The organism is Streptomyces sp. NPDC054883 (assembly GCF_053610645.1).
The window spans coordinates 107,243-123,020 of sequence record NZ_JBSGYT010000005.1 but is presented as its reverse complement, the minus strand read 5'-3'; the positions used below and the strand labels follow the sequence as shown (position 1 = coordinate 123,020).

Genomic DNA, 15,778 nt, shown 5'->3' with positions numbered 1-15,778 from the left:
TCAGCCTCGGGTGAGCTTCTTGTAGGTGGCACGGTGCGGACGGGCCGCGTCCGGGCCGAGACGCTCGATCTTGTTCTTCTCGTACGACTCGAAGTTGCCCTCGAACCAGTACCACTTGGACTCGCCCTCGTACGCCAGGATGTGCGTGGCGACCCGGTCGAGGAACCAGCGGTCGTGGGAGATGACCACGGCCGCACCGGGGAAGTCCAGCAGCGCGTTCTCGAGCGAGGACAGGGTCTCGACGTCGAGGTCGTTGGTGGGCTCGTCGAGGAGGAGCAGGTTGCCGCCCTCCTTGAGGGTCAGCGCCAGGTTCAGGCGGTTGCGCTCACCACCGGACAGCACGCCGGCCGGCTTCTGCTGGTCCGGGCCCTTGAAGCCGAAGGCGCTGACGTACGCGCGGGACGGCATCTCGACCTGGCCGACGTTGATGTAGTCCAGCTCGTCCGACACGACCGCCCAGAGGGTCTTCTTGGGGTCGATGTTGGCGCGGCTCTGGTCGACGTACGAGATCTTGACGGTCTCGCCGACCTTGATGCTGCCGGAGTCCGGCGTCTCCAGGCCCTGGATCATCTTGAAGAGCGTGGTCTTGCCGGCGCCGTTCGGGCCGATGACGCCGACGATGCCGTTGCGCGGCAGCGTGAAGGACAGGCCGTCGATGAGGACCTTGTCGCCGAACGCCTTGGAGAGGTTGTTGACCTCGACCACGATCGAGCCCAGTCGCGGGCCCGGCGGGATCTGGATCTCCTCGAAGTCCAGCTTCCGCATCTTGTCCGCCTCGGCCGCCATCTCCTCGTAGCGGGCGAGTCGGGCCTTGGACTTGGTCTGCCGCCCCTTGGCGTTGGAGCGGACCCACTCCAGCTCTTCCTTGAGGCGCTTCTGGCGCTTCTCGTCCTTGCGGCCCTCGACCTTGAGGCGGGCGGCCTTCTTCTCCAGGTAGGTGGAGTAGTTGCCCTCGTAGGGGTGGGCGCGGCCGCGGTCGAGTTCGAGGATCCACTCGGCGACGTTGTTCAGGAAGTACCGGTCGTGGGTGACGGCCACCACGGCGCCCGCGTACTTCGAGAGGTGCTGCTCCAGCCAGTTCACCGACTCCGCGTCGAGGTGGTTGGTGGGCTCGTCGAGGAGGAGCAGGTCAGGCGCCTCGATCAGCAGCTTGCAGAGCGCGACACGGCGCTTCTCGCCACCGGAGAGGTTGGTGACCGGCCAGTCGCCGGGCGGGCAGCCCAGGGCGTCCATGGCCTGCTCCAGCTGACCGTCCAGGTCCCACGCGTTGGCGTGGTCCAGGTCCTCCTGGAGCTTGCCCATCTCGTCCATGAGCGCGTCGGTGTAGTCGGTCGCCATCAGCTCGGCGACCTCGTTGAAGCGCTTGAGCTTGGCCATGACCTCGGCGGCGCCGTCCTGGACGTTCTCCAGCACCGTCTTCGACTCGTCGAGCTTGGGCTCCTGCATGAGGATGCCGACGCTGTAACCGGGCGAGAGGAACGCGTCGCCGTTGGACGGCTGCTCCAGCCCGGCCATGATCTTCAGAACGGTGGACTTACCGGCGCCGTTGGGGCCGACCACACCGATCTTGGCGCCTGGCAGGAAGTTCAGGTAGACGTCATCGAGAATCACCTTGTCGCCGTGCGCCTTGCGCGTCTTGCGCATGGTGTAGATGAACTCAGCCAAGAGAAACCGTCCGGCAGATCGATGGTGGGCAGATACACCCCATCTTGCCTGACGTCCATCCCCCGGGGGAAACCAGTAGGGCGGCGGGCGCCCGGGGCAGGAGGGGCGCGCGCGGGGTCTTCCGGCAGGTCAGAGGAGGCGCAGGACGTCGGGGCCGTGGCCCGCGAAGATCTCCGTCAGGTCGTCGAAGAGGGTGGGGCCGCGGCCCGCGCGGGCCTGGGCGAGCTCCGCGGCGACCCGCTCGCGGTTCGTGGGGTGGCAGCGGGTGAGGACGCCTTCCAGGTAGCGGGCGGTCTCGGGGTGGCCGAGGGCCCGCCGGGAGACTGCGTGCTCGCGCCACTCGAAGACGAAGGAGCCGTCGTCGGGCGTGCCGAAGCCGCCCCGGAGGCAGTCGTTCAGGGCGTCCAGGTTCCTGCCGAAGTAGCCGCCGGGGCCGCTGACGGCTTCGCCGATCACCGTCCAGAAGTCCTGGAGGCCGTGGATGCGGGCGCCGTCGAGCACGTAGGTGGTGGTCACGGGCCGAGCGTAGGGGGTGGGCGCGGTCTTCTCAGTGCGGGCGGTAGACGGTGAGGGCGTGGGGCAGCGCGTCGAGGACGAGGGCCGAGGGGGCGTGGGCGTACTCGCCGTCGTAGGCCAGGGGCGTGCCCTCGGGGATGTCCGCGATGCGCAGGCTGCGCAGCTTGGTCGCGGTGTGGACGGGGGAACGGCTGAGGGGGCCGGCGAAGGCGGCGGCGAGCAGGCGGGGGCCCGGGCGGCCGCCGCCGTAGACCATGCGTACGTCGAGCAGGCCCTCGCCGATGCTGTCCCGGCGGCGGGGGGTGGGGCCGGTGCCGTGGTAAGTGCCGTTGCCCGCGAAGAGCAGCCAGACCTTGCGGGGGCGGCCGGCGAGCCGCAGCGGTACCGGGTGCTCGGCGCGCAGCACCCGCCAGGCCGCCAGCAGCGCGGCGGGGCCGCCGCCGATCCGGGGCGCCCAGCGCAGCCGGTGCCGCAGCAGCTCGGGGTAGGCGCCGACGCTGAAGGTGTTCAGGAAGTACCCGGATTCCGCGGGCCGCCCGGGGGCGCCGTCCTTGGAGCCGGCATCCGGTGGGGTGGGGTGGGGGCCGGGGGTGAAGCGGCCGACGGCGACGCGGACCGCGTGCCCGTCGGCCAGGGCGCGGCAGGTGTCCTCGGCCCCGGCGAGGCCGAGGTCGAGGGCGAAGTGGTTGAGGGTGCCGCCGGGGAAGACCGCCAGCGGGATCCCGGCACGCAGGGCGGCGGTGGCGGCGGCGTTGATGGTGCCGTCTCCGCCGCAGATGCCGAGCACCTTGGCGCCGGCGGCCGCCGCGGCGAGTTCCGCGGCCAGGTCGGGGCCCGCGCACTCGACGAGTTCCGCCTTCGGCAGCCGGTCCAGCACGGAGTCCAGTCCGGCGCGGGCGGCCGTGCCCGAGTCGGTGTTCACCACGACGGTCAGCCCGTCGCCGTCGGGCAGGGCGGGCGCCCCGACCACCTTGCGCTCGTCGCCCGGTACGACCCGCGCCTCCTCCACGCCCCGCGTGAGCCGGTGGACGACCAGTCCGGCGGCGACGCCGAGTGCGGCGCCCGCGACCACGTCGGAGGGGTAGTGCACCCCGGTGTACACCCGGGAGAACGCCACCGAGGCGGCTGCCGGCGCGAGGAGCGCGCCCCAGCCGGGGGCCTCCAGGGCGAGCCCGGTGGTGAACGCGAAGGCGGAGGCGGAGTGGCCCGACGGGAAGGAGGTGGTCCAGGGCTGGGTGCTCAGCCGGCGGACGGCGGGGACCCCGTCCAGCACCGGCCGGGCGCGGCGCACCGACCACTTGCCGACGGTGTTGATGGTCGCCGAGGCCAGCGCGAGCGAGGCCGCGCCGCGCACGGCGGCCTTCCTGGACCGGGTCGAGCCGAACACGGCGATCGCCGCGGCGGCCCCGCCCCACAGCACGCCGTGGTTCGCGGCCCGGCCGAGGCGGGGCAGCACCCGGTCGGCCCCCGGCCAGTGCCGCTGGGCCACCGCGTCGAACAGCCGCCGGTCCCATCGCGCGAGCGCGCCCTGCCAGGTCAGCTCCTGATCAGCCATTGCCACCGCCTACCCGGCGAACGTGATCGCAATCAGCCGCCCTCAGCCCGCCGGCGGCCCCTCCGGCCGTACGGCCGGACCGCCGGCGCGGCGTAGCCGGGCCGTGGCCGCCGGGTACTACAGGTCGTCCTGGGGGCCGGGCTCGTCCTCCAGGGGGCGCTTGCGCAGGAGCAGGACCACCATGCCGCCCAGCACCACCAGGCCGACCGCCAGGCCCGCGATCACCGGGGTTGCCGCCGAGCTGCCGCTGGTGGCGAGGTGCTCCCCGGCGACGGAATCGTCCGGCGACGTCAGCGCCACCGCCGCCGCCCCGCCCATCGGGGCCGCCCCGGGCGCGGGCCAGAGCGCCGTCGCCGTGGCGGCCGTCGCGACGGCGCTGGAGCCTGCCACGATCTGCGCCTGCCCCGGGATCCCGTTGGCGAAGACCCGTCCGACCGGGACCCTGGTGGAGCCCTGGACGACGACCGAGGCTTGCCCGTCCGGTGTGCCCGGGGGCACCTCGAAGTAGAGCCGGGTCCCGTTGCCCGCGGTGGTCAGCGGCCGTCCCTCGGCGTCCACCACCCGCACCCCCATGGCCACCGCCGCCGCGTCCGGGGTGACCGTCACGCTCTGCGCGCCCGTCCGCACCGTGACCGGCCCGAGCCGGGCGCCCGTCGGCCCCGACACCGGACCGGACACCTCCCCGGGGTCCAGCCCCAGCGACGCCGGCGGTTCCGCGAGCCGGCCCGCCTCCCGCTGGAGGTAGTCGGCGAGCTTCTCCGCCGCCGGGTCCGCCGCCTCGACCTGCGCGCCGTCGGCCAGCCGCCAGATCGCCACCTGGGTGCCCGCCGCCGCGCTCTCGGCGGTGAGGGAACCTGCCCCGGCCGCCTTGGCCAGCCCGGCCAGATCGTTGAGCTGCGGGTAGGAGTGCTCCAGCACCCAGCGGATCCGGCCCGCCTCCTGGTTGGCGGCGAGCGGCGTCCCGCCCCATCCGCTCTCGGTGTACCGGGCCTCGGGCTGGGCGTAGCCCGCCACCCCGACTCCGTACGTCTGGAGCATGCCGCCGCCGTCGACGCGCATCTCGCACAGTCCGGCCGGGATCTGCCGCACCGATCCGTCCCCGCCGCGCAGTACCGCCTGCCCGTACGTCTTCAGCCCGTCCAGCACGGCGCTCGCGCCCCCGGGCGCCCGCTCCGGCGCCGAACCGGAGTCGGCCGCGGCCTGTGCTCCGGGCGCGGCGGCAAGTGCCGCCGCCAGCAGCGCCACCGCCAGCGGCCGCCGCGCGGAGGCCCGTACGGAAGCCCGGCCGGCGACCGGAACCGGAATCCGAACCGGAGCACCGCCAGGGCGGACCGGAACACCGTCGGACCCCGGGGCGGGCGGGACCGGTGGCGGACCGGTGACAGGAACAACAGCGGGAGCAGGAACGGAGGATGCGGGAACAGCGATCGACACAGTCTTCCCCTTCGGGCCGAAGGCCCAGGTGCCCGTGAGTACCGGGTGATCTTAGCCGCATCGAACATTCAGACCACCGCCGCCTTCTGAGTGCCCATCAGCGGGACGTCCGTTCCCACGACCCGGCGGAAGGCCGCCGTCCCGCGGTTGAGGTCGTGTCCGATGGCGAAGGCGTCGATGTCCGCCGAGAACCACCGGACGCCGTCCCCGTCGGGCGGGTCCTCCCGGACCCGCAGCCGTCCGTGCACCACCAGCGGTTCGCCGACCGAAACGGAACTCGCCAGGTTGACCGCCAGCGTCCGCCGCGCCCACACCGTGTAGAAGCTGGTCGAGCCGTCGGACCAGGCTTCCTTGCGCCGGTCGAAGTAGCGCGGCGTCACCGCGAACCGGAACCTCGCCGACGGGCCCGTCGGCGTCTCCTTGAAGTCGATCTGGGTCGCCACATGGCCCACCAGCGTCACCAGGGTGTCGTTCATCCCGGCTCCCCTCCCCCGCATCCGTCCCCGTCCGGACCGTCCGCGCGGGGTAGGACCATGCTGGCCCGGCGCCCCGGGTCCCGCTCGGGCCTGTGGATTACTGGCGGGTTGTGGACAACCTGGCCACCGTCGCGTACTGCTCGCGCACCTCCCGGTACCGCAGCAGCTCCGCCGCGACCGGCTCCAGCACCCGGGCCCGCCCGCACCCGGCCGCCGCCTGCCGCAGCCGCTGCTCCGCGTCCTGCCCGTACCGGCGCGCCGGCCCCCGAGCCGCCATCGAGCAGGCCCATTCGACCAGGGGCCCTCCGACGATGCCCGCCACCATCAGCAGCACCGGCGGCATCAGGCGCGGCTCCAGGACCCCGATGATCTGCCCGGTCAGCCACGCCCCGCCGAAGATCTGCAGCAGCGTCATGGACGCCTGCGCCAGTACCGCCGCCGGCCACCACTTGGGCCGCGGCGGCTTGATCTTGGGTACGGCGAGGGCCGTGCCGAGGGTCACCGCGATCTCGTCCAGTGCCTCGGGCAGCCGTTCGGCTCCGCGCACCGCGGTCTCCCGTACCGCCTGCGCCCACGGCGCGGGCAGCCCGACGGCCGCCTCGTCCGCGACGGTCCGCACCGCCTGCTCCACCCGCTGCCGCGCCGTGACCTCCTCCTCGGCCGGCGCCGGACCGACGCCCGGGGAGCGCCCGATCGCCGCGAGGGCGGCCAGGCCCGACAGGGAGCGCGGGGCGCGCCTGCTCTCGTACCAGCGCCACAGCCGCAGCCACGGCGTCCCGCACGCCTTGCCGGCGTTGCGCCGCCAGGCCCGCTCGGCGGCGAGCCCGGCCGCGTACGCCCCGACCGCCTCCGCGAGCCGGTCTTCGAACGCGGCGCGCGCCGCCTCCCCGATCTCGGGCCCGGAGTGCCCGTCGGCGACGTACAGCGGATGCAGCTGCGCCGCGGCCCGGTCGACATCGGCGGAGATCCGCCGGGTCGCGGCGCCCTTCTCCTGGGTGAACTGTCCGAGGAGTTCGCGCAGTTCCCCGACCCCCTCGCCGGTCAGCGCGGACAGGCCGAGGACGGTGGCGCCGGGATCGCCGTGCTCGCCGAGCGCCATGCCGTCCTCGTCGAGCAGCCGCCGCAGATCGTCCAGGACCAGGTCGGCGGCCTCACCGGGCAGCCGGTCCAACTGGTTCAGTACGACGAACGTCACCTCCGCGTGCCCGGCCAGCGGCCGCAGGTACCGCTCGTGCAGCACCGCGTCGGCGTACTTCTCCGGGTCGACCACCCACACCACCGCGTCTACCAGCGCCAGTACCCGGTCCACGTGCTCGCGGTGCGCGACGACCGCCGAGTCCAGGTCGGGCAGGTCCACGAGGACCATCCCGCGCAGCGCCTCGGCCTCCGAGGTCTCCCGCGGCCGGCGTCGCAGCCGGCCCGGGATCTCCAGCCGGTCGAGCAGTCCGGCGGCCCCGTCCGACCAGCTGCACGCGATGGGCGCGGCGGTGGTCGGGCGGCGCAGCCCCGTTTCGGAGATCTGCACTCCGGCGAGGGCGTTGAAGAGGGTGGACTTGCCGCTCCCGGTGGCCCCGGCGATCGCGACGACCGTGTGCTGGGGGGAGAGTCCGCGCCGCGCCGCCGCCTCGTCGAGCACGCGGCCGGCCTCGGCGAGGCTCTTGCCGTCGAGGATGCGGGTCCGCGACAGCCCGACGAGCTGGCGCAGCGCGTCCAGGCGGGTGCGCAGGGCCTGTGCCTCGGGGCTGAGCGGGGGCGCGGGCGCCTTGCCGCCGTCGTTGCCGGCTCCCGAGACGGCCCGGACGAGCGCCTCGTCGCTGTCGTCGCCGTCGCCGTCCGGGCCCTCGCCGGTGGGCCGGGGGCGCGAGCGTGCGATGAAGCCGTCGTCCCAGCGTTCCTCGCTGCGGTCGGTCAAGGCGCTCACCGTGTCACCTCTCCTTCTGCAGTACGGACAACGCGGCGATCAGCTCGGCCTGTGGTTCGGGGGTCACTTCGAGGGCTTCCAACGGGGCGAGCCGGCGGTCCCGTTCGGCGCGCAGCACTTGGTCGAGGTGCTCGCCGACGAGTTCCGCGCCCCGGTCGCGCAGGCGCAGGGCGGCCTGTGCGCCGATCCGCTCGGCGAGCTTCTCCCCGGCCGGCCGGGCCCGTTTGCCGCCGAGGAGGGTGGAGACGAGGAGGGCCGCGACGCCGTCGGGGTCGGGCGCGGGCTGCCGGTCGAGTTGTGCGACCTCCTCCTCCGCGAGTTCCTCCAGCACTCGCCGCCAGCGGCGTACGGCCATGCCGATGCGTTCCGCCGCCTCGTGGTCGGGGGCGGCCAGGGGTACGGCCGCGGCGGCGGGTTCGCGCCGCCAGGCTTCGGCGATCCGCTCGTCGGCGGCGGCGACCGCGCACTGGAGCAGTGCGGCGAGGGATTCGGCCAGCGAGTCGAGCAGTTCGTCGGCGCTGGTGTCGAGGGGGTAGCCGCGCCAGCGGGTCAGGGCGTCACCGGCGAGTACGGCCCCCCGGTCGAGCCGGTTGCGCACCCGCCGGCCCTCGCGCTTGTACGCGTCTTCGACCGCTGCGGTCAGCCGTACGGCGGCGGCGTGCTGGGCGGCGACGGCGGAGGCGAGTTCCGGCATGCGGCGGCTGAGGGAGTCGAGCGCGCCGAGCGCGGTCCGTCCGACGGCGTACTGGCGGGCTGCCGGGTCCGTGGCGTGGTGGCTCAGCCACTCGAACAGCGGCGCGACGGCGCTGGCCGGCAGCAGTCCGCCCCCGCCGGCCGACTCGGGCAGTTCCGGGACGGTGAACCGCGGTACGTCGCCGAGTCCGGCGCGGGTGAGCAGGGCCCCGTACTGCCGTGAGACGTCGGCGAGCACCTGGTGCGGGACCCGGTCGAGGACGGTGACGAGGGTGGCCTTGTACTGCTTGGCGGTACGCAGGAGGTGCCAGGGGACGGCGTCCGCGTACCGGGAGGCGGTGGTGACCATGACCCACACGTCGGCGGCGCAGATGAGCTCGGCGGCGAGCGTCCGGTTGTCGACGACGAGGGAGTCGATGTCGGGGGCGTCGAGGAGGGCGAGGCCGCGGGGGAGGGTGGAGACGGTCTCGATCCGCAGTTCGCGGGTGGCGTGGTGATGTCCGCGCGGATTCGTCCTTCTGGGTGTGGGGCGTACGTCCTCCTCGTCCTGCGGCGCCCATACGCGGGTGAGGTCGGGCAGGACCCGCATGCCGGCGAACCAGTGGTGGTCGTCCGGGTGGCAGACCAGTACGGGGATGCGTGTCGTGGGGCGCAGTACACCGGCTTCACTCACCTGGCGTCCTACGAGGGAGTTGACGAGGGTGGACTTACCGGCCCCGGTGGACCCGCCGATGACGGCGAGGAGTGGCGCCTCGGGCGCCTTGAGCCGGGGTACGAGGTAGTCGTCGAGCTGCGCGAGCAGCTCGGCTCTCGTCTGGCGGGCGCGCGGGGCGCCGGGCAGGGGCAGCGGCAGACGCACGGACGCGACCCGGTCGCGCAGGGCGGACAGGGCATCGAGCAGCTGAGGCCGAACATCCAAGGTCACCACATGCGAAGAATGCCCAATTTAAGGCCATTTTTGAAGCTTATACGCCCTCTGCGCGCCGACCGCGACTCCAGCGGGACATCATGGACACGGCGGACGAGTGGGACGCAGGCATAACGAGTGCACAACACCCAGGGGCGCCTCGGCGCAAAAGCGATGCGAGAATCGCACCTGCCTGCGATTATCGGACCGCTTCACCGAACCTCCACATCGTGGCACGCGGGTGAAGCAACCGGGACAAGGCGACCGGAGCCCTATCCTTGACCCGGCACGGACCACAGTCCCACCCCCACCCAGGGGCTCCAGGCCACCACGGCCACCTTCCGGCCCCCGTAGCTCAGTGGATAGAGCAGGTGCCTTCTAAGCACTTGGCCGCAGGTTCGAGTCCTGCCGGGGGCACTCTCCACTTCCCCACCCCGAAGCCCTCCCCCGTGGAGGGCTTCCGTGCGCGCCGCCGCGGACTGCGCCGGGTGGGCCGCTCGGGCGGCGGGGGTCAGCACGACGCCGTGGCCGGTTCGGGGACCTGGGCGAGCCGGCCGACGGCGAATTCGCGGTTGGCGATCGTCTGCTCGCGATACGCCGGGGGGAGCTCCGGCAGGGTCAGCAGACGGTCGCAGGCTTCGAGCGAAGCGGCGTGGTCGCCCACCCAGTAGGCCGTGATCGAGTACTCGAACAGCAGCCCCCAGCTGTACACCCACGGCTGGATGAACAGCAGGTCGGCCGGCCGCGGCCGGCCGAGCGCGGACCGGACGAACGCGTGCGCCGAGTGGTGCCGGCCCATCCGGCGCAGTCGGGACGCCAGTTCGTAACAGGCTTCGAGGCGCTGGGGGCGGGACTCCCAGGCGCGCGAGAAGGCGTCCATGGCGGACGGCCAGTCACCGGAGTCGGCCCGTAGGATCCCGGACTGCAGGAGCGCGAAGTACACCTCTTCGGCCCAGCCGCCCATCTGCGCGCGCCGCTCGTACAGGGTGATCGCCTCGTCGCTGCGGCCCATGTCGCGCAGGGTCTGCGCCAGGTAGAAGACGGTCCGGGCGTTGGCGGGGTCGCGTTCCAGCTCGGCGCTCAGCAGCCGCTCGTCGCGTTCGAACTTGTCGTGCTTGGAGCCGCCGTCGCCGTAGTCCTCGATGACGAGCGCGTCCAGGTTCTGCTGGGAGTGCTCCTGGTCGGCGGTCAGGTACTCGTGGGTGACGCCCTCGTAGCGCCAGGGCAGGTCGCCGCGGACCAGGCGCTTGATGCGGTACTCGGTCGGGCCTTCGTGGCGGAGCATGTAGGAGTCGGCCGTCAGCGGGGGGAGCGGGCCGTCGCGCCGGATCACCAGATCGGCGTCGAGGAGGAGCAGGTAGTCCGCGCGGCCGCGGGCACGGGCGATGTTCAGGCTCCGGTTGTGACCGAAGTCGCGGAAGGGTTCCTCGTGGAGTTCGCCCGGGATGCCCTCGAGCGCCGCGCGGACGAGCTCCTGGGTTCCGTCGGTCGAGCCGGTGTCGGTGATGACCCAGGTGTCGATGAGGTCCCGGACGGCGGCGAGGCATCGTTCGATGACCTTCGACTCGTTCTTGACGATCATGCAAAGGCAGACGGACGGCTTCACGGCATCACCATTTCGTGCGGATCGGGCCGGGCGACCTGGCGAGATGCGACCTTAGGGACCGGTCCGGAAGGACCACGGGCGCCGCGCCGACCACCCGGGCGGGTTCGCCGGAGGGCACGCGCCCGTTGGAGCTCGCCTTGTAGGCCAATCCGTTAATAGGCCGACAAAAGCCTCAAGTCGCCACAACTGGACTCCGATGACGGCAGGGGAAGCGTGAACCCGCTTCCCGCACCAACCCCTGATCCGGCTCGACAAGGAGCACACGAATGAGTCCTGGGCCCACGAACCGGTCCTGTCTTGGACCGCTTCCCCAACGCGGCAGCCGACTGAAAGGCGGCGTCGTCGCGTCGCTCGCCCTGCTGCTGACGGGAATCGCGAGTCCCGCGATCGCCATGGCGCCGAACGCCGCCACGACCACAGCCGACATCCGTCTGTCGGGTCCGATGAACGGTGGCGACGAAGACCACTGCCAGGGAAGGCCGCCGCACCACCACGACGGACGTCCGGAGGACGGCAGCGGGCAGGAGGAGGGCCACGGTCAGGCCCGACTCGGTCAGCCGGGCGCGGAGAAGGTGGTTCCCGGCCAGCAGGCGGCCAAGAAGGCGGCCCACGGCGACCTGTGCGAGGGCCCGACGGGTCCGACCGGCCCGCCCGGACCGACGGGTGACACCGGACCGACCGGCGACACCGGACCTGCGGGACCGGCGGGCCCGGCGGGACCTGAGGGCGCTGCCGGACCGGCCGGTCCGGCGGGTGCGGCCGGACCGGCAGGACCTGCGGGCCCGGCGGGTGCGGCGGGACCGGCGGGCCCGGCGGGTGCGGCCGGACCGGCAGGGGCGACCGGGGCGACGGGCGCCACCGGCCCGTGCTCCGACATCGACGCGCTCGCGCCCTCGCGCGTCGAGGACTTCCAGGCCGTGCTCACCAACGGCAGGACGTTCGTCGGCAGGGGGCCCTCGCTGGGCGGGACCATCACCTGGCAGGACCTCAGCAACACGACGGGCACCCTGGCCGACCCCGCGAACCCGAACTACCCCGGCGATGTCTGCGGCGTCGCCATCGAGGCGCGGCTCGCCGACGCCTACGTCAAGGTGGTCACGGTGAGCGGGGCCGTGTGGCAGACGCACGGCGACGTGAACGGCACCAATTTCACCTGGGACGAGCCGTGGGTCCAGCAGACGACGCCGACTCCGGTGGACCCGCTCCGGGCCAAGAAACACACGACGGCGATGAAGCCCGCCGCCGGACCCAAGGGCGCCGCGATCCCCATGGCCGCCCCGAAGGGCATGAAGCGCCCCTGACCCGTCGGGTCGTGGCGTACGAGGTACCGAAGCACTGAGGTAGTGCGGTGATGTGTGCTGTGTCCGCCGGCATCCGGGACACAGCACACTGTCGCGTCCGGGGGCGGTTCAGGGGGCGGGGCTGGTGGGGGCGGGGCTGGTGGTGGCGGGGCTGGTGGTGGCGGGGCTGGTGACGGTCGGCACGGCGGTGCCCGGGCCGACGCCGAAGGCCTTGACGGCCTGGTAGTAGGTCCACGCGGTGCTGAGGCAGGAGGCCCTGCGGGCCCCCGCGTAATGGGCGCACACGCGCTTCATGTCGGCGTGGAAGGCGGCGTCCAGGCGCGGCTTGTGCGCGCGGAAGCGGCCTGCCGCGCCGTAGTTGCGGTAGCCGAAGTCGTGGCGGGCGCAGGCCATGCGGAACGGGAAGCCGAACGGGTTGTCCGGGGAGGTGGTGCAGTAGTCCGTCGTCCAGTCGAAGGCGTACGCCGCCCAGTCGCGCCGGTTCGCGCGCGCGGTCGCCCAGGCGTCGTGGCTCGCGGCGCTGGTGCGGGTCCAGTCGTTCAGGACTTGCGGCTTGTCCGCCGGGGGCGTGAGGGCCAGCAGGCCTGCGGCGGCGGTGGCGAGGAGCGGGGCGAAGAGGCGCAAGGCGGTCCTCCGGAGGGCGACGGCGGCGGGGGCGTGCCGGACGGGGGCGGCGGCCGCGGGGACGGCTCCGCTGCCGGCGGGCACCGCTCTTCTAACGCGACCCGGGGGCGCGGGTGTCGCGGAGCGTTGGCGGGCGTACGCCTCAGGTATGACAGCGCGTCACTCGGCGGCGAGGCGAGGGCCAGAGGTGTCGGCCGGTCGGGGTGCGCCGGCGGGCGAGGCCGTGACCGGGGCCGTTCGGCCGGCGCGGGCGTCAAGCACGCGCCGGGGCGCGGGTGGAGGAGGGAGTTCCGCGCAGGGGCGGAGGGCGCTCGGGGAAAGGGCACCGCTCTCAGGTATGAGTCGCGTCAGACTTCCGGCAGATTCTCGGTTCGTTCTGCGGAGGGACGCGCGAACGGGCCCGCCGGGCGAACACTTGTCGTCATGAACCGCCGTCCGCTCGTCCTCGTCGCCGCCACAGCGGGAGTACTGACCACCGCCGCCCTCGCCCTGCCCCACCTCCCGCCGAACCCGGTCTCGGATTCCTTCAACGAGAGCGTGTTCAAGGAGAAGGGGAAGCATTTCGCGACCGCCGCCGATGCGCCCGCGCGCGGTGACCGGGCGTTCGCCCTGCCGAGCTGGGTACCGAAGGACGCCACGGACATACGGGTACGGGTGCGGACCGACGGCCGGGCCCGGCTGATCCGGTTCACGCTCGGCGCGACCCCGCTGGACGGCCCGCAGTGCGCCGCGGGGACACCGAGCAAGGTCCGCGGTCCGCTCCTGAACGCCCGGTGGTGGCCGGGTGACACCCGGCAGGATGCGCGGCCCGAGTGCCGGGACCACTACCAGTACCAGGTCGCGGTGCGCGGCAAGCGGGTCTACGCCTGGACCGACGGAACGCCGTCTCCGGGCGGCCTCATACCCCAGCAGGCGAGCCGGCAGGCATCCCACCAGGCGACCCCGGCGGTGCGGGCGGCGGCCCAGCGGTAGGCCGTGCCGTGCGGTGTCACGACGGCACTGTGCACGGTGTCTCCCCCTGGAACGGTGGGGCGGCGGAGCAGCAGCACGAGGATAACCGGGGCGCTGAGGGCGGTGGCCGCCTCGTCTACCCTCGTCAGGTGACGGTGTACGTGAACCAACTCGGCGGTGACACACCGCGCGTCGGCCCGCCGCCCGAGGGCGGGGGCCTGACCGTGTGGGCCTTGGACACGCGGCGCGGCGTGGTGGCCGGGCACGCGGTGGAAGAGGCCGCGGCGGTACTCGACGCGGCGGAGCGGGAGCGAGCCGGGCGGCTGGTGCGGCCCGCCGACCGGCACGGCTACCTGGCCTCCCACCTGGGGCTGCGGGCGCTGCTCGGCGCCTACCTCGGGACGGCTCCGGCGGACGTCTCGCTGATTCGCGAGGAGTGCCCCTGCTGCGGCGGTCCGCACGGGCGCCCGGCGGTGGCGGGCGGAGGGGTGCACTTCTCGCTGTCGCACACCGCGGGGCTGGCGTACCTGGCGTTCGCCGCGGTGCCGGTCGGGGTGGACGTGGAGGGCACCCCGGGTACGGCGGTGGTGACGGACGTACTGAGCACGCTGCATCCGGCGGAGACGGCGGAACTCACGGCGCTGGCGGAGGCGGACCGGCCGGTGGCACTGGGCCGTCTTTGGGCCCGCAAGGAGGCCATCCTCAAGGCGACGGGCGCGGGCCTCGCGCGGGGCGTGGCCGAACCGTACGTGGGCTCGGGCCCGGCCCCGGCGCAGATGCCCGACTGGACCCTGCGCGACCTTACGGCCCCTTCGGGCTACGCGGCGGCCGCCGCTGTGGCCACTGCCCCGGCCGGGCGGTGAACGGACCCACCGTCGCCCTGGCCGGGCGGCGAACGGGGCCCGCGAGGTACGACTGCCCGCGTACGCGCTCCGCGAGACCGTCACCGCTGCCGTGATCCGGCTGCAGGTCGGGATGCGGTCGGCCGGCCGGGCTTCACAGCCGGCGTCGTGCCGCCTCGACGGTGTCCCCACCGCTGGAGTCGAACGCGCTGGCATCCTGCGGCACATGGCGGTGGATCAGGTCCACGACCTGCTCGAAGGGCGGAAACAGCCCTCGATGCCGTGCTCGCCGGACCGGGGCGGGTCGTAACCGACGATGAGTGCAGAAGGCATGCGGCCGGCCTAGTGCTGTGGCCGGGAAGGTTTGCCGGACAGGCCTTGGCCGTCCCGCAGCCACGGGCGGAGCTTTTCCGGATTGCGGACCGCCCAGATGCGGGTGACGCGGCCGTCGGCGAAGTCGAACGCCGCCACGGTCATGACGACGCCGGCCCGCAGGGCCACCAGGCCGGGCATGCCGTTGACCGAGCGCTCGAGGAGTTCGAGTCCCGGAGCCTTGTCTGCGATGGCGACCATGTACTGGGCGATGCGGGCACCCCCTTCGATCGGGCGGAGTGCGGCACCGACCATGCCGCCGCCGTCGGCGGTCATCACCGCGCCCGGGTCGAGAAGGCCGACGAGGGCCGCGATGTCCTTGGTCTCCCATGCCTCTTTGACCTGCCGCACCGCGCCGGCCTGCCCGGCCGCCGTCACCGGAGCGGGCGTGGGGCGCACCCGCCGCCGGGCGGAGGCCGCGAGCTGCTTGCAGGCCGCGGGGCTGCGGCCGAGGATGCCGGCGATCTCGGCGAAGGGGTAACGGAAGACGTCGTGCAGGACGAACGCCACCCGCTCGGCGGGAGTCATCGACTCCAGGACGACGAGGAAGGCCATGGTCACCGATTCGTCCAGGACCAGCTGGTCGGCGGGGTCGGCGGCCCGGCCGTGGCCGGGTCCCCACTCGGCGTGGTCCGGCAGCGGATCGGGCAGCCACGCGCCGACGTAGCGTTCACGCCGGGCCCGCGCCGAGCCGAGTACGTCCAGGCAGACGCGGCCGGTCACCGTCGTCAGCCAGGCGCCGGGGGACACGATCTCGTCCTGCCGGCTTCGTGGCAGCGCGAACCAGCGCGCGTATGCCTCCTGCACGGCGTCCTCGGCCTCGGTCAGCGAACCGAGCAACCGGTAGGCGATGTTCATCAGTTGGCGCCACTCACCGGCTATGTCGTCGGTGCGTGCCCCAGGCGTCCCCATGCC

The 15,778-nt window shown here is 73.4% G+C and carries 13 protein-coding genes and 1 tRNA gene; 4 read left to right on the top strand and 10 right to left on the bottom strand.

Features of this window, described 5'->3' with window-relative positions:
* From ettA to ACWGH1_RS06195, 7 genes are all read right to left on the bottom strand, one after another.
* Positions 1-1,665, bottom strand: coding sequence for an energy-dependent translational throttle protein EttA (ettA, locus tag ACWGH1_RS06225; RefSeq protein ID WP_453355758.1), 1,665 nt, complete (start codon positions 1,663-1,665; stop codon positions 1-3).
* Between the two features lie 129 nt (positions 1,666-1,794).
* The gene (locus ACWGH1_RS06220; protein ID WP_453355757.1) at positions 1,795-2,181 is read right to left on the bottom strand and encodes a barstar family protein; all 387 of its coding nucleotides are present in this window, start codon (positions 2,179-2,181) and stop codon (positions 1,795-1,797) included.
* A gap of 31 nt (positions 2,182-2,212) precedes the next feature.
* Entirely contained in the window at positions 2,213-3,736 is a 1,524-nt protein-coding gene (locus ACWGH1_RS06215) for a phosphatase PAP2 family protein (protein WP_453355756.1), read from the bottom strand.
* A 117-nt stretch (positions 3,737-3,853) separates the two neighbouring features.
* The gene (locus ACWGH1_RS06210) at positions 3,854-4,981 is read right to left on the bottom strand and encodes a TQXA domain-containing protein (RefSeq protein ID WP_453408470.1); all 1,128 of its coding nucleotides are present in this window, start codon (positions 4,979-4,981) and stop codon (positions 3,854-3,856) included.
* A 257-nt stretch (positions 4,982-5,238) separates the two neighbouring features.
* Positions 5,239-5,646: a single-stranded DNA-binding protein gene (locus ACWGH1_RS06205; RefSeq protein WP_453355281.1), complete on the bottom strand. Its 408-nt coding sequence runs from the start codon at positions 5,644-5,646 to the stop codon at positions 5,239-5,241.
* A 97-nt stretch (positions 5,647-5,743) separates the two neighbouring features.
* Positions 5,744-7,567: a GTPase gene (locus ACWGH1_RS06200; protein ID WP_453355280.1), complete on the bottom strand. Its 1,824-nt coding sequence runs from the start codon at positions 7,565-7,567 to the stop codon at positions 5,744-5,746.
* A 4-nt stretch (positions 7,568-7,571) separates the two neighbouring features.
* Positions 7,572-9,188, bottom strand: coding sequence for a dynamin family protein (locus tag ACWGH1_RS06195; protein WP_453355279.1), 1,617 nt, complete (start codon positions 9,186-9,188; stop codon positions 7,572-7,574).
* Between the two features lie 323 nt (positions 9,189-9,511).
* Between ACWGH1_RS06195 and ACWGH1_RS06190 the strand changes: the two genes are divergently transcribed.
* Positions 9,512-9,584, top strand: a tRNA-Arg gene (locus ACWGH1_RS06190).
* 94 nt (positions 9,585-9,678) lie between these two features.
* On the opposite strand, the gene ACWGH1_RS06185 is transcribed toward ACWGH1_RS06190, so the two are convergent.
* Positions 9,679-10,773 carry a glycosyltransferase gene (locus ACWGH1_RS06185; protein WP_453355278.1) on the bottom strand — a complete coding sequence of 365 codons (1,095 nt, stop codon included), beginning with the start codon at positions 10,771-10,773 and terminating at the stop codon, positions 9,679-9,681.
* A gap of 266 nt (positions 10,774-11,039) precedes the next feature.
* Here ACWGH1_RS06185 and ACWGH1_RS06180 point away from each other — a divergent pair, with 266 nt between their 5' ends.
* The gene (locus tag ACWGH1_RS06180) at positions 11,040-12,074 is read left to right on the top strand and encodes a hypothetical protein (RefSeq protein WP_453408469.1); all 1,035 of its coding nucleotides are present in this window, start codon (positions 11,040-11,042) and stop codon (positions 12,072-12,074) included.
* 108 nt (positions 12,075-12,182) lie between these two features.
* On the opposite strand, the gene ACWGH1_RS06175 is transcribed toward ACWGH1_RS06180, so the two are convergent.
* On the bottom strand, positions 12,183-12,698 hold the full coding sequence (locus ACWGH1_RS06175) for a phospholipase (RefSeq protein WP_453353334.1): 516 nt from the start codon (positions 12,696-12,698) through the stop codon (positions 12,183-12,185).
* A gap of 423 nt (positions 12,699-13,121) precedes the next feature.
* Here ACWGH1_RS06175 and ACWGH1_RS06170 point away from each other — a divergent pair, with 423 nt between their 5' ends.
* Together ACWGH1_RS06170 and ACWGH1_RS06165 are read left to right on the top strand one after the other, a co-directional pair.
* Entirely contained in the window at positions 13,122-13,670 is a 549-nt protein-coding gene (locus ACWGH1_RS06170) for a hypothetical protein (protein ID WP_453353332.1), read from the top strand.
* Between the two features lie 128 nt (positions 13,671-13,798).
* Positions 13,799-14,512 (top strand): 4'-phosphopantetheinyl transferase family protein, encoded by a 714-nt coding sequence (locus ACWGH1_RS06165; protein ID WP_453353331.1) that lies wholly within the window; start codon positions 13,799-13,801, stop codon positions 14,510-14,512.
* A 321-nt stretch (positions 14,513-14,833) separates the two neighbouring features.
* On the opposite strand, the gene sigJ is transcribed toward ACWGH1_RS06165, so the two are convergent.
* Positions 14,834-15,775 carry an RNA polymerase sigma factor SigJ gene (gene sigJ / locus ACWGH1_RS06160; RefSeq protein WP_453353330.1) on the bottom strand — a complete coding sequence of 314 codons (942 nt, stop codon included), beginning with the start codon at positions 15,773-15,775 and terminating at the stop codon, positions 14,834-14,836.
* Positions 15,776-15,778: the final 3 nt, after the last annotated feature.

Coding starts and splice junctions, on each gene's coding strand:
- ACWGH1_RS06215 (WP_453355756.1), bottom strand. CDS start 3,736: ATGGCTGATCAGGAGCTGACCTGGCAGGGCGCGCTCGCGCGATGGGAC.
- ACWGH1_RS06205 (WP_453355281.1), bottom strand. CDS start 5,646: ATGAACGACACCCTGGTGACGCTGGTGGGCCATGTGGCGACCCAGATC.
- ACWGH1_RS06180 (WP_453408469.1), top strand. CDS start 11,040: ATGAGTCCTGGGCCCACGAACCGGTCCTGTCTTGGACCGCTTCCCCAA.
- ACWGH1_RS06170 (WP_453353332.1), top strand. CDS start 13,122: ATGAACCGCCGTCCGCTCGTCCTCGTCGCCGCCACAGCGGGAGTACTG.
- sigJ (WP_453353330.1), bottom strand. CDS start 15,775: ATGGGGACGCCTGGGGCACGCACCGACGACATAGCCGGTGAGTGGCGC.